At 68.4% G+C, this 13,603-nt stretch carries 7 protein-coding genes; all 7 read right to left on the bottom strand.

What is annotated here, in order from left to right; translation table 11 throughout:
* Window positions 1-171 precede the first annotated feature (171 nt).
* On the bottom strand, window positions 172-1,857 hold the full coding sequence (locus tag KK131_RS15110; protein ID WP_214557552.1) for an alpha-amylase family glycosyl hydrolase: 1,686 nt from the start codon (window positions 1,855-1,857) through the stop codon (window positions 172-174).
* Complete coding sequence (locus KK131_RS15105) at window positions 1,854-3,371, bottom strand: MFS transporter (protein ID WP_214557551.1); 1,518 nt, start codon at window positions 3,369-3,371, stop codon at window positions 1,854-1,856. Before KK131_RS15105 ends, KK131_RS15110 begins: the two co-directional genes overlap by 4 nt.
* On the bottom strand, window positions 3,368-5,557 hold the full coding sequence (locus KK131_RS15100; protein WP_214557550.1) for a Six-hairpin glycosidase-like protein: 2,190 nt from the start codon (window positions 5,555-5,557) through the stop codon (window positions 3,368-3,370). Before KK131_RS15100 ends, KK131_RS15105 begins: the two co-directional genes overlap by 4 nt.
* Before the next feature lie 361 nt (window positions 5,558-5,918).
* Window positions 5,919-7,946 (bottom strand): glycoside hydrolase family 13 protein, encoded by a 2,028-nt coding sequence (locus tag KK131_RS15095; RefSeq protein ID WP_214557549.1) that lies wholly within the window; start codon window positions 7,944-7,946, stop codon window positions 5,919-5,921.
* 94 nt (window positions 7,947-8,040) lie between these two features.
* Complete coding sequence (locus KK131_RS15090; protein ID WP_345777265.1) at window positions 8,041-10,419, bottom strand: TIM-barrel domain-containing protein; 2,379 nt, start codon at window positions 10,417-10,419, stop codon at window positions 8,041-8,043.
* Between the two features lie 25 nt (window positions 10,420-10,444).
* Window positions 10,445-11,998 carry an alpha-amylase family glycosyl hydrolase gene (locus tag KK131_RS15085; RefSeq protein ID WP_214557548.1) on the bottom strand — a complete coding sequence of 518 codons (1,554 nt, stop codon included), beginning with the start codon at window positions 11,996-11,998 and terminating at the stop codon, window positions 10,445-10,447.
* A 35-nt stretch (window positions 11,999-12,033) separates the two neighbouring features.
* On the bottom strand, window positions 12,034-13,551 hold the full coding sequence (locus KK131_RS15080) for a tryptophan halogenase family protein (RefSeq protein WP_214557547.1): 1,518 nt from the start codon (window positions 13,549-13,551) through the stop codon (window positions 12,034-12,036).
* Window positions 13,552-13,603: the final 52 nt, after the last annotated feature.

The raw sequence follows: 13,603 nt of genomic DNA, 5'->3' as shown, positions 1-13,603 counted from the left end.
AACCGGACATGGGCTCTTGGCGCCAGGTAGATTTCAAATTCCAGTTTAATCCCGCGGCCATCCCGTACCATCGGGTCCGACGTCGTTATGCCAAGCCCGAAAATCGGCACATCAGCTTCTTGATTGCCGCCTGATTTGGCAGCCTGGTCCCGCAGTGTTGAATCGGGCGGATCAGTGCTCTGGATGCCCGCGCTCCTGCATCAGTCGCGTCAGTTCCGCCACAAAGTCCGCACGCTTCGCCGCCGCATCCAGCAGATAGACCTGCACGCCGTGCGCCGCGACGCCGGTGCGCAGGCTACCGCCTTCGGGCACGTCGATCGCGGCGCCGCCGAGCGCCGGCTGCCAGCGGCCGGCCTGCAGGTAGTCGCTGACGTCGAATTGCGCGGCGGCGTCGCCCTTGTTGAGCAATACCAGCGCGATCTGATGCACGTCGCCTTTCTGGTACACGCGGTAGAACGCCGCCTGGTTGCCGGCGAAGCGCAGCGGCAGCATCAGGCCGCGTTGCAGGGAGGGGGTGTTTTCGCGCAGCTGGGCGATGCGTTTGAGCTGGCGGTAGATCGGGCTTTCCGATGCCGCGTCGATGCGCTGCTGGCCGTAGTAGTTGCGGTTGCCCTGGTGTTCGGCCTTGCCGCGCTCGAAGCCGGTTTCGGAGCCGTAGTAGATCGCCGGGATGCCGCGCGCGGTGAACAGCCAGTTGTTGGCGTCGATGAAGCCGTTGTCGCTGGCGTTCAACCGTGCCATGTCGTGGTTGTCGTAGAAGGTCACCAGCTCGTACGGGTTCTGGTACGGGCCGTTGGCGAGATACAGGCGGTCGAGCAGTTTCGCGTAGTCGCTGCCGGGGTGTTCGAACACGTCGGCGATGCGGCCGCGCAGCGGGAAGTCGAGCAGGCTGATGCCGCCGTTCTGTGGCCAGGTGTACTGGCCGATGTTGTCGGGGCTGTAGTCGAACGCCTCGCCGAACATGAAGAAGCCGGGGTGCTTCGCGCGGATGCGCGCGGCGAACTGTTTCCAGAATGCGGTGGGCATGTGGCTGATGGTGTCGATGCGGAACGCGTCGGCGCCCTGGTCGGCCCACTGGTTGTATGCGCCGACGAAGTAGTCGAGCACGGCCGGGTTCCGGTCGTCGTTGTTGGACAGCTGCACCAGGTCGTCGTAGGCGTGATAGAAGCGGTGCAGCGGGTTGCGCACCGGGTCGAGCCGGTACGGCGGCAGGTTCTGCTGGTCGGCGACCAGCTTGCCGTGCTTGTCGTAGATCTGGCCGAACATCGGCTGTGCCTTCGGCATCGTGAAGGCAGGCGAGCCGTGGTTGGCCACGATGTCGAGCACGGTCTTCAGGCCGTGCGCGCGCATCTTCGTGGTGAACTGGGCGAAGTCGAGGCCCTTGCTGGGCAGGTGTTCGTCGAGCTTGTAGAAGTTGACGCCCCAGTAGCCGTGGAAGCCGGTCTTGCCGCGGTCGGTGAACTTCGAGCCCCAGCTCACCGGGTCGCCGCCGGTGAACGCCTCGTTCGGGTTGTCCACGATCGGGGTGATCCACACCGCGCCGAAACCCATGCCGCGGATGTAGCCGGCGTTGTCCAGCACGCCCTTGAAATCGCCGCCGAGGTAGCCGATGTTCGCGCTCTCGCCAGGCGGTGCGCCGGGCACGGGGATGTCGAAGGTGCGGTGGGCGCCGCCCTGGTCGCGCTGGTCGTTCGACGGATCGCCGTTGACGAAGCGGTCGGTCAGCACGAAGTAGATCGCGTTCGATGCGAACGGCGCATCGGTGCCGACGAATTCCGGCGTGGCGGTCGTGGCGGCCTGCGCGCAGCCGCAGGCCAGCGTCAGCGCGATGGCCAGCAGGGTCGTTTTCCTGATCATGTCGGGGTTCCGCTGGCGAGGGCTGCGGGTGGCACGTAGACCGGCTCGCGCACGCGCAGGGTGAACAGGCCGGCGACCAGCAGGCAGGCGCCGCCCAGCGCCAGCGCCCAGATCGGCTGGTCATGGAAGCACAACCGCAGCAGCAGGCCGAGCACGCTGGCGGCCAGCAGTTGCGGGATCACGATGAAGAAATTGAAGATGCCCATGTAGACGCCCATCTTCGCTGCCGGCAGGTTGTCCGACAGCAAGGCGTACGGCAGCGACAGGATCGACGCCCACGCAAAACCCACGCCGACCATCGAGACGAGCAGCCACTGCGGGTCGCGGATGACCAGGAACGACAGCAGTCCCGCGCCGCCCAGACCCAGGTTCAGCAGGTGGCTGATGCGCAGGCCCCAGCGGCGCACCATCAGCGGGATCACCACCGCGGCCAGCGCGGCGAAGCCGTTGTACGCGGCGAACAGCACGCCGACCCAGTTCGCGCCCTCGTTGTAGAGCGCCGAACCGACGTCGGTGGTGCCGTAGATGGTCTGCGTCACGCCCGGCGTGGTGTAGATCCACATGGCGAACAGCGCGAACCAGGAGAACAACTGCACCCAGGCCAGCCGGCGCATCGCGGCGGGCATGTCGTAGAGATCGCCCATCACCTCGCGCAGCATGCCGCGGCTGCGGGTGAGGCCCAGCCAGACGAACAGCAGGCCGAACACGAGCAGGCCGCCGGCGAGCAGGTAGACCTCTTTCTCCAGCGCAAAATGCCCGATGGCGAACAGCACCGCGATGCCGGCCACCAGCAGCGCCAGGCCGGGGCGCCAGGCCTGCGCCGCGTCCACTGGCGGCTTTTCCGCCACGTTGTCGGTGAACGACTGCAGTTGCGCGGGCGGGTATTCGCGCGTGCGCAGGATCGTCCACAGCACCGCGCCCAGCAGCACCGCGCCGCCGGCGTAGAACGCGTACTTCACCGTGTCGGGGATGCCGCCGTCCGCGGCCACGTTGGCCACGCCGAACCGCGCCAGGATCCACGGCAGCGCCGACGCCACCACCGCGCCCACGCCGATGAAGAAGCTCTGCATCGCGTAGCCGCTCGGCCGCTGCTGCGTCGGCAACTGGTCGCCGACGAAGGCGCGGAACGGCTCCATCGACACGTTGATCGATGCGTCCAGGATCCACAGCAGGCCGGCGGCCATCCACAGCACCGGCGCGTTCGGCATCCACAGCAGGGCCAGCGAGGCGAACACCGCGCCGACCAGGAAGTACGGCCGGCGCCGGCCCAGCCGGTTCCAGGTGCGGTCGGAGAAATGGCCGATGATCGGCTGCACGATCAACCCTGTCAGCGGCGCGGCGATCCACAGCGCCGGGATGTCGTTCACGTCGGCGCCCAGGGTCTGGAAGATCCGGCTGACGTTCGCGTTCTGCAGCGCGAAGCCGAACTGCAGGCCGAGGAAGCCGAAGCACATGTTCCATATCTGCCAGAACGACAGCGCCGGTTTGTTGTTCAAGAGGGTGCCGTCCTTCATGGGGTGGCGTGGCCGGTGGCGAGCGGGGCGATCAGCAGGGCGTGCACGTCGGCCTGGTTCAAGGCGCCATCGCTGCCGCCGCTGCCACCGGTGTAATGGGCGAAGTGGCCGAGATAGCTCATGTTGAAGCCGTCGTCGAGCGTGAACCGGCAGGTGGCGCCGGCCTTGGCGTCGAAGCGGCCCCAGGTGGATGGCTGCGTGCGCAGGCTGTGCGGCATCACGATCGGCAGGCGCTGCTCGTCGCCGCCCGCGCAGCGGATCACCAGCATCTTCACCGCGGCGGTGATGCCGGTGTTGATCGGGCCGTGGTCGTTCGCGTAGTCGAGCGCGACGCGATAGTTGCCGCCGGCCGGTGCGGTCCACGTGCGCGGCCAGTTTCCGATGACCTTCGCCGCCTCGCCCACGCAGGTGTCAGGGCTGTGCAGCGACTCCAGCCCGTGCGCATCCACGCGCGTGGCGCTGAGGCAGGCCAGGCCCGGTTGCCGCGCGAGATGGCCGTCACCGTCGACGCTGCCGTGAACCTGGCCGTTGAGGTAGAGCCGCACCTTGCCGTCCGTCGTGATCTTCCAGCCGTCGCCGTCGGCATGCAGCAGCGGCGCGGCAGGCGCGACGGGCGCGTACAGCGGTGCATCGGTGCGCAGCGGCGCGTCCGGCACCTGCACCGCCTTGAGCGTCACCGTGGTGGCCGTGCCGTGCGTGCCGGTGCGATCGGCGACGAGCAGGTTGCCGGTGTATTTTTCCGGAAGCCGCAGGGTGATCCGGCGGTCGCGCAGGTCGAGCGTGATCGCGTGGCGCTGGCCGAACAGCATCGGCACCAGCGCGGTGGGCAGCTTCGGTTCCACCCGGCCGTCTTCGCCGAGGCCGAACACGCCTTCGGTGACCACCGCCAGATAGGCCGCCACCGACCACAGCTGGCGCGGCGAATTCACCACCGGGCCGCTGAGCTTGCCTTCGTCCACGTGCTGGCCCTGGGTGAGCAGCTCGTAGTTTTCCATGTTGGAACCGTACAGCGCGGCGCCGCGCATCACCGACTCGATCTCGTGCGCGATGCGCGCGGGCTGTTCCGTCATGCGTGCGGCGCGCAACGCGTAGGCGCTGACGAACGGCCAGATCGCGCGGTTGTGGTAGATCGGCTGGTCGGAACGCTCGGGCCAGATCACCGGGCTGCCGGCGGGCCAGGTCGGGTAATTCGCCAGCGCCTGCCGCGCGCGTTCGCCGTCGGCCACGCCGCTGTCGATCGCCAGCGCGATGCCGAGCAGGTCGTAGCTGTCGTAAGGCGTGCCGTCGCCGCCGATGTAGCTCATGTACATGCCGCGGTCGGCGCGCCAGAAGTGCGTGTTGATCGCGCTCTTCAGCGCGGCGGCCTGGCTGCGGTAGCCGGCCGCCGCTTTCGCGTCGTGCCGCCCGTCGGCCAGCGTGGCGGCCAGCTGCAGCGCCTGGTAGTGCAGCACGTTGGTGGACAGCGCGAAGGACTGCGCGATGAAGGTCACTTCGTCCGCCGTCCACGCGGGGTAGCTCTGCTCGCGCCAGTCGAGGAACGAGGTCTCGCCGCGGTACAGGCCGAACGTGGTGTCGAACGCGTACTGGCGATCCTGCGCCAGGGTGGCGCCGAGCGCCTTGTCGACGTCGCCGGCAAAGGCCTTGTCCCCGAGCAGGTGGCGCGCGCCGAGGAACCACACCACGCGGTCGGTGCTGATCGGCCAGCTGCCGCCGGAGCCGGTGTCCTGCATCGGGTACAAGCCTTGCGGCGCGGACGCAACGCGCACGCCGGACAGCTTGAACTGCAGCCCGTTGCGCGAGCGCGCCGGGTCGAACCGCCACAGGCCCAGGTCGATCGCGTAGGACAGGTCGCGCGTCCACACGTAGGGCCACTTCAGGCCGGTCACGAAGCACTGGCAGGGAATCGGCTGGCCGTGGTCGAACGCGCCGTCGCGGATCGCGCTGACCGAATCCAGCGCCAGGTCGTCCTGCGCCATCGCGAAGAGTCCGTCGAACAGCGTGCTGGCGGTCTCGCTGCGCAACGGCTGCGCCGCGATCACGCGCTCGCCGTACGGCCACGCCAGCGTGTAGTTGTGCTGCGCGTCGCGGCTGATGCCGACGTGCACGCCATGCCAGTCCAGCCCGTCGTGCCAGACCGGCGCGCTGGCGCTGGCGGCCAGCGCCGTGGTCAGCAGCAGGCTCAGCATGGCGTGGCCACGCGGGCTTGGATAGGGGCGATCCGGATCATCAGCATGGGCCCTCCGACGGCTGTTATGTCACGGCGTGGCATATCCCGCATGCTGCGATTGCAACATCAACGACGGGCTGGTTTGTCCTGCATGGTAGGCAGCGTCGCACTGCAGCAACCAGTGGTTGCATACGTATTCATGCGGTGGATCGCGTGGGGCGGGTACGTGGTTCCGGCATCGATACGGCTGAAGCGGCGCTTCGGCTCCGTTAGCCGCGCGAACCATGCTCAGCGCGAACGGTCCGGTCAACTGGATTCCGCAGGCTCGAATGCGAGCTCGCGGCGGCGGAGCGAATCCGCCCCGCCGCCATGAAACCGCTCTACTGCGCCAGGATCGCCCCGTAATGGCCGTTCACCGCCACGCTGACCTGGCCGTTCTGCACGGTGTACTGGGTGCCCGAGATCAGCTCGGTGACCGTGCTGCCGTTGGTCATGCTCAGCTGCCACACCGGCACGGTGACGGTGTGCGACACGCTGTCGTTGTTCAGCGCTACCGCGATGCGGTTGGTGGCGTCGAAGCGGCCGTACGCGTACAGCTTGTTGGCGTCGTCGGTGAGCAGGGTCATGAACGAGCCGGTGCGCAGCGCCGGGTAGGCGTTGCGGATCGCGACCAGCTTCTGGGTCAGCGCCACCGCGCTGTTGGTGATGCTGCCGACGGTCCAGTCGAAGGTGCGCCGGTTGTCCGGGTCGGCGCCTCCCTGCATGCCGTACTCGTCGCCGTAGTAGATCGTGGGCGTGCCGACGTAGGTCATCTGGAAGAACAGCGCGAGGTAGGTCTTCCAGATGTCGCCGCCGGCGCGATTGCCGAAGCGGGTGACGTCGTGGCTGCTGAGGAAATTGCTCATCGCCTGCTGCACGTTGGTCGGGTAGTTCGCACGGGTGCCGTGCAGCCAGCTGTCGAACTGCGAGACCGGGATGCTCGCCGCGTTGCCGCCGTAGTCCTGGCCGGTGATCCACTCCGACACCGGCTGGGTGAAGCCGTCATAGTTCATCGCGCCGTCCCACTGGTCGCCGCCGCTGGTCCACGGGCCGGCATTGCCCCAGAACTCGCCGAGGATGTCCGCGTTGGCGTTGACCGATTTCACCGCGCTGCGCAGCTCGGCCATGATCTGGTGGTTGGCGGTATCGCTGCCGTTGCCGCCGCCGGCGTCGAGGTACTGCGCCGCGTCGAGGCGCCAGCCGTCGATCGAATAGGGCGCCTGCAGGTAGGTCTTCACCACCGAGCCGGTGCTGCCGTAGATCGCGTTGCGCACCGCCGAGCCGCTGGCGCCGTAGTCCAGCTTGGGCATGCTGGAGAAGCCGAAGAAGGCCGAGTAGGTGTTGGGCCAGCTCTGGAAGGTGTAGTAGCCGTAGGTCGGACTGGACTGCGACTCGTAGGCGCCGGTGATGCTGGTCCACCAGTTGTAGCGGTCGAACCACTTGTGGGTGTCGCCGGTGTGGTTGAACACGCCGTCGAGCACCAGGTAACCCTTCGGTCCGTTGCTGGTGCTGTGGATGTCGGCGCTCAGCGTCTGCAGCGTGCTGTTGCTGCCGAACGCCGGGTCCACCGTCATGTAGTCCTCGGTGTCGTACTTGTGGTTGCTCGGCGAGAGGAAGACCGGGTTGAGATAGATGATGTCGGCGCCGACGGTGTTCTTGATGTAGCCCAGCTTCTGGTCGATGCCGGCCAGGTCGCCACCGAAGAACACGGCGGTGTTGCAGCCGCTGACGTTGGCCACCACGCTCGTCCCCCAGGCATGCTTCTCGGTGGCGCAGCCCGCGTACGTGTACTGGCCGTTGGTGACGTCGTTGCTGCTGTCGCCGTTGTAGAAACGGTCCGGGAAGATCTGGTACATCACGCCGTTCTTCATCCACGCCGGCGTGGTGAAACCCGGCAGGATGAAGAAATCCCCGGAGGACGGTTCGGCGGAAGTGATGCCGGCGGCGTTGAGCCAGGCGGTGGCGCTGCCGTCGTTGATCTGGAAGCGGTAGTACTTCTTCGAGGCGCTGGCCGGCACGGTGCCCTTCCAGTAGTCGAAGCTGCCGGTGGGGTCGTTGGCCGTCCAGCTCATCGCCACCCAGTGGAACAGGCCGTCGGCGCTGTCGTAGTACTTGATGTTGGCGCTGGTGATGTCGCCCTTGAAGGTACGCAGGGTCAGCGTGACCGCCTGGGCGGAAGTCGGCTCGACGTGGTTGTCGTAGAGCGGGCCCTGGTCGTGGAACAGGCCGCTCCATTCCACGTTGTTGTCGTTGCTGGCGGCCCGCGCCTGTTCGTGGATGGCCGGTAATGCATAGAGCGCCAGCGCCGCGGCGAGCGCGCACGCCAGGGTGGATTTCGAGCCGTGTCTTGCGTTGCCTTGATTGCCCATCGAACATCCCTCCGCAGGTGAGTGGATCCGGCGTGCCCGCACGGGAACGCCGGGGTTCTTGCGCTTTCAGGAAACCTTGAACAGCCGGTAGGCCCTACATGGCGATCGTGATTTGCGCGGCGCGCGCGGCGGCCACCCGTACGTAGATGACGTCGCCGTAGCGGTCGTGGCCGCGGGCCCAGCCTTCGCCGCCGCTGCGCTGCAGGGCGTCGAGATCGGCGTAGGCTTTCAGCTGGCCGACGCTGGCGGCCGCGGCGCCATGGACCTTCAGCAGGTAGAAGCGCAGTGCCGGCTTGAAGCTGCCGCTGGCGGCGCCGAGTTCCAGTTGGATCGCGTGGGCGCGGCGCTGCGCCGACAGCGGCTGCAGGAAGTACGCGCCGTGCTCGTAGTCGTAGGTGCTGCCGTCGTCGTCGTAGTAGTCGAACGTGCTGCGCTGCGCGGCGGGGAACACGTCGACGTCGAGCTGGGTCAGCGGCTGCTCGCCCACGTAGTCCTCGGGCGGGCGGGTCGGGATGATCGCGCCGTCGCGGACGAACAGCGGGATGTCGCTCCACGTCGTGCTGTCGATCGCCAGGCGGATGCTGCGGCCGCCGTCGTAGACCTTGCCGCTGAACCAGTCGGTCCAGCGCCCGGCGGGCAGGTAGATGTCCTTCGCGGTCTGGCCCTGCACGACCACCGGCGAGGCCAGCAGCCAGTCGCCGAACAGCCAGCTGTCGACGTCGTTGCGCAGGTTCGGATCCTCGGGCCAGTCGAACAGCAGCGGACGCACCAGGCCGACGCCGGTGGCGCGGCGCGCGTGCTCGTAGCTGTAGATGTAGGGAATCAGCGTGTAGCGCAGGCGGATCGCGGCGGTCGCGGCCTTCTCCGCGACCGCGCCGTACACCCACGGCTGGCGCTTCTGGCCCAGCTCGCCGTGCACGCGGAAGATCGGCGTGAATGCGCCGAACTGGATCCATCGCGCGTAGTTCTCCGGCGTCGGCGTGCCGTCCTTGAAACCGCCGCCGTCCATGCCCCACTGCATCGCGCCCACGTTGATCGCGCTGAGCATGCGCGCGCGCTGGCCGGCCATGCTGGGGAAGCCGGTGGGGATGTCGCCGGACCACAGGCCGTAGGCATAGCGCTGCGAGCCCAGCCAGAAGTTGCGGTTGATCGACCACACGCGCTGGTTCGAGACGCCGCGCTGGCTGTCGTACAGCGCGCGCTGCATGTTCATGAACTCGGTATCGCTGCCGGTGGTGTCCGCCTCGTCGTTCCACCAGCCCACGATGCCGTCGTCGTAGCCGTACTTGATCGCCAGCTTGCCGAACCAGGCGCGCGCGGCGGGCAAATCGAAGTCGATGTTCTTCACCGGCTTGTGCGAGAAATAATCGTCGCTGACCTGTTCGCCCGGCACCCAGAAACCGTGCGCGCTGGCGTAGCGTCCTTCCACCGTGTCGACGTGGATGCGCGGCTTCATGATGCCGGTCAGCTTGATCCCGCGGGCATCCATCCGTTTCTTCAAGGCGCCGCTGGGGCCATCGGGGAACTTGGCCGGATTCCAGCGGAACTCGCCGTAGTCGTCCTCGCCCCAGGCCTTCCAGTCGAAGTCCAGCGTGATGTTGTCGATCGGGATGTGCCTGGCGCGGTAGGTGTCGACGATCTGCAGCAGTTCCTTCTGGTCGATGCCCCACTGGCTGTTGGTGAAGCCCATCGCCCACTTCGGGAACAGCGGCGTGCGGCCGCTGAGCTGCGCCAGCGCGCCGAACAGCTGCGGCGGCGTGCCGAGCAGAATATAGACGTCCGTATCCTTGCGCGGGCCGGTCGCGCCGATCGTGCCGGGCTGCAGCGTGAACGTGGCGCCGTCGCTGTCCAGCAGCACGCCGTAGCCGGCGCTGCTCCACACGAACGGTGCGCCGGCATGGCCTTGCTCGCCGGCGCTGGCCACCTGCTTGCCGCCGCGCAGCATGCCGGCGGAAGCGTCCTCGGTGGCGTTGTAGCCGCCGATGCCGTACATCGCGTCGGCGGCGGCGTGCTGCGCCTGCAGCTTGCCGTGGCGCAGCGCATCGACGTCGATGCGCAGCAGCGTGCGCTGCCGTGCGTCGTCGATGCGCAGCTGGCGCTGCTGGCGATCCCAGTGGACCGAGGCGGCGGCGGAAGCGAGGCTCGCGCCGTCGGCGTTCCGCGTGCCGCGTACCTGCGCGAAGTGCGCCGGTGCGGCGGCGGGGTCGAGCACCAGCGCGGGCGCGCCGGCATGGCGGCCGGGTTCGAAATGCACGCGCACGACGCCGGGCGCGATGAAGTGGACGTCCAGCCGGTCGGCACCGAAGTCGATCGTGATGGCGTGGTCGGCAAGTTGATCCATGGGAGATGCCTGTGCAGTCTGCGCGGGGACGGCCGCAGCGATGCCGCCCGCCGGAGCCAGGGCGAGGCCAAGCCACAGCCAGGCGGCCAGGGCCGGGCCGGGTTTTGCGGTACGGGTGGGGGGGATGGTCATGGCGGGCTCCTCGCGGGTCGCGGGTTCAGTCCAGGATGGCGCTGGCATAGGGCGGCAATGTCAGGCGGCCGCGCCGCAGCGCGGTGCCGGCGCGGCTGTGTCGCAGCACGTGGCGGAAACGGGTGTCGCCCAGCGGCACCTGCTGCGGCTGGCCGGACAGGTTGTGCAGTACCAGCACGTGGCTGCCGGCGGCGTCGAGCTGCCACGCGGCGATGTGCGGGTTGGCCAGCGGGGGCGCGGTGAGCGTGCCGTCGCGCAGCGCGCCGATCTCACGGCGCCAGCCGATCAGCATGGCGTAGTAGTGCAGCAGCGAATCGCCGGCCTGCTGCTCGGCCTCCACCGAAACGTCGGGGCCGTCGCCGGCACTGAACGTTTTCCAGCGCGTCTCGCCCGCGCCGTGCGGATCGCGGTGCCAGCGCATCGGCTCGCGCAGGTCCGGGTCGGGCTTCTTCCCGCGCATGCCCAGCTCCTCGCCGTAGTAGACGAACGGCTGGCCGGGCAGGGTGAGCAGCATCGCGGCGGCCATGCGCATGTGCTGCGCGTTGCCGTCGAGCTGGCTCATCACGCGTTCCTGGTCGTGGTTGGACAGGAACGGCGCGTCCACGCCGGATTTGCCGGCGACCTTGCGGTAGGCGGCATCGGTGTGCGCGAGCAGTGCGCCGAGATCGCCGGCGCGTTCGTGCTTCGCGCTGTCGATCAGCTGCGTCGCCAGCGGGAAGTCGAACACCGCGTCGAGCGGCTTGAAGTACGGCGCCAGCTCGTCGGCGGAGTCGCGGGTCACCTCGCCGACGACGTAGGCCGCGGGGTTGACCGCATCCAGGCCCTGGCGGAATTCGGACCACCAGGCGAGGTTCTTCTTGAGCGTGAGCGGATTGTGGGCGTCCGCCTTGAAGTCGTAGTAGATGTGCTGGGCGGCGTCGAGGCGGAAGCCGTCGACGCCTTTCTTCAGCCAGTACTGGCCGAGCTTGACCATCTCCTTGCGCACCGCCGGCGTGTCGTAGTCAAGGTCCGGCATGTTGCTGGAGAAGTCGCCCAGGTAGTGCGTCGCGCCGAGTGCATGCCAGGCCTGCGCGCCGGCGGCGTCCGCGGCGTGCAGGTCGGTGTGCGGGCCGGCCCAGCTGTACCAGTCGTGATGCGGATCAGCGGGATCGCGGGCGGCCTCGAACCAGGGGTGCCGGTCGCTGGTGTGGTTGATCACCAGGTCGATGATCACCTTGATGTGGCGCTGGTGCGCCTCGCGCAGCAGCCGCTGGAAATCGGCCATCGTGCCGTACTGCGGGTTGATCGCGTAGTAGTCGGTGACGTCGTAGCCGTGGTAGCTGGGCGAGGGATTGATCGGCATCAGCCAGATGCCGCCGACGCCGAGCGACTTGAGGTAGTCGAGCTTCGCGGTGACGCCGTTCAAGTCGCCGATGCCGTCGCCGTCGGTGTCGTACCAGCTGCGCACGAAGATCTCGTACCAGACGCCGGAGGGTGCCGATGCAGCAGGAGCGGCGGGCGCGGCCGCGGCCGTCGCCGGCGCGGAGCCGCCCAGCGCGAGCAGGGCGAAGAGCAGGGACGAAGCGATGCGTCGGATCATGGTCGGTCCCCGGTCACGGTGGAATGCTGCGGCGCTCATGCGGCGAGGCTGCCGGCCGCGCGCGCCACGAATTCGTGGTGCGGCGGCAGCGCGTCCTTCGCGCGGCCGACCAGGGTGCGGATGTCGGCGAGGAAACCGTCCAGCTGCTCCGCGGTCAGCGCGTCGGCCAGCGGATGATGGCGCTCCGGCTCGATGCGCTGGCCCAGCAGCACCTGCACCCAGCCGGTCTCGGTGAACAGCTCGTCGGCCTCGCGGAAGACCATGCCGGTGCGCCGGAACAACTCGATGCGGCGCGCCAGCGCCGGCGGGATGTCCATCGCGCCGCACTGCTGCCAGAACGGCGTGTCGGTGCGCTCGGTGGCCTTGTAGTGCAGGATCAGGAAATCGCGCACGCGTTCGTACTCGAAGCGGGTCTGGCGGTTGTACTCGTCCACCAGCTGCCGCTCGCAGTGGCGGTCGGGGAACATCGCCAGCAGGCGGTTGATGCCGGACTGCACCAGGTGGATGCTGGTCGATTCCAGCGGCTCCATGAAGCCGGCGGCCAGGCCCAGCGCGAGGCAGTTGCGGCTCCATGCCAACCGGCGCATGCCGGTGACGAAGCGCAGCGGGCGCGGATCGCCCAGCGCTTCGGTCTCCAGGTTCGCCAGCAGCTGGGCGGCGGCTTCGTCGTCGCTGATGAAGCGGCTGCAGTACACGTGGCCGTTGCCCACGCGGTGGCGCAGCGGGATGCGCCACTGCCAGCCGGCCGTGCGCGCGCTGGCCTGGGTATACGGGCGCATCGGGCCGCCCGGCGCGCTGGCTACGGCCAGTGCGCGGTCGCAGGGCAGCCAGTGCTGCCAGTTCTCGTAGCCGGTGTTCAGCGCGCCCTCGACCAGCAGGCCGCGGAAGCCGGAGCAGTCGATGAAGAAGTCGCCCTCGACGATCTCGCCGTTGTCCAGCTGCAGCGATTCGATGAAACCGTCGCCGGCGCGCAGGCGCACGTCCACCACTTTGCCCTCGGTGCGCTGCACCGCGCCAGGCGCGATGCGTTCGCGCAGGTACTGGGCGTAGCGCGAGGCGTCGAAATGATAGGCGTAGCGGATGCCGCCGACCGGGCTGTCCGGCACGGTTTCCAGCGGCGCGAAGCGGTTCTCGGCGGCGGCCGCGGCGTTGAGCGAGTACGCCCACAGGTCCGGCGCGTCCGCGCGGCTGCGCTCCTGCACGGCGCGCAGCCAGTAGTGGTGGAACGGCGTCAGCCCCAGCGGCAGGCCGAGGTCGCCGAAGGCGTGCAGGTAGGAGTCGCCGAGGCGGCCGAAGCCGTTGAGCTGCACGCCCAGCTTGTAGGTGCCGTGGACGGCACGCAGCATGTCGTCCTCGTCGATGCCGAGGAAGCGGTTGATGTGGCGGATCTGCGGAATGGTGGCCTCGCCCACGCCCACGGTGCCGATCTCGGCCGATTCGACCAGGCGTATGGCGACACCCGCCCCGAGAGCCTTCGCGAGCAGCGCCGCCGCCATCCAGCCGGCGGTGCCGCCGCCGACGATCACGATGCGGCGGATGCGGGGATCGTTCATGTCATGGCTCCTCGGCGTCCTGTTATCGCTGTCACGCAGCCATCGTTGCGGA

This window comes from Rhodanobacter sp. LX-99 (genome assembly GCF_018599185.1).
GTDB lineage: Bacteria > Pseudomonadota > Gammaproteobacteria > Xanthomonadales > Rhodanobacteraceae > Rhodanobacter.
Note: the sequence above shows the minus strand (reverse complement) of the source record. Positions and strands in the feature narration are given on the sequence as shown.

Bases quoted from the DNA above. Each gene is read 5' to 3' on its own strand.
- KK131_RS15110 (WP_214557552.1), bottom strand. From the start codon at position 1,857: ATGATCAGGAAAACGACCCTGCTGGCCATCGCGCTGACGCTGGCCTGC.
- KK131_RS15105 (WP_214557551.1), bottom strand. From the start codon at position 3,371: ATGAAGGACGGCACCCTCTTGAACAACAAACCGGCGCTGTCGTTCTGG.
- KK131_RS15100 (WP_214557550.1), bottom strand. From the start codon at position 5,557: ATGCTGAGCCTGCTGCTGACCACGGCGCTGGCCGCCAGCGCCAGCGCG.
- KK131_RS15095 (WP_214557549.1), bottom strand. From the start codon at position 7,946: ATGGGCAATCAAGGCAACGCAAGACACGGCTCGAAATCCACCCTGGCG.
- KK131_RS15090 (WP_345777265.1), bottom strand. From the start codon at position 10,419: ATGACCATCCCCCCCACCCGTACCGCAAAACCCGGCCCGGCCCTGGCC.
- KK131_RS15085 (WP_214557548.1), bottom strand. From the start codon at position 11,998: ATGATCCGACGCATCGCTTCGTCCCTGCTCTTCGCCCTGCTCGCGCTG.
- KK131_RS15080 (WP_214557547.1), bottom strand. From the start codon at position 13,551: ATGAACGATCCCCGCATCCGCCGCATCGTGATCGTCGGCGGCGGCACC.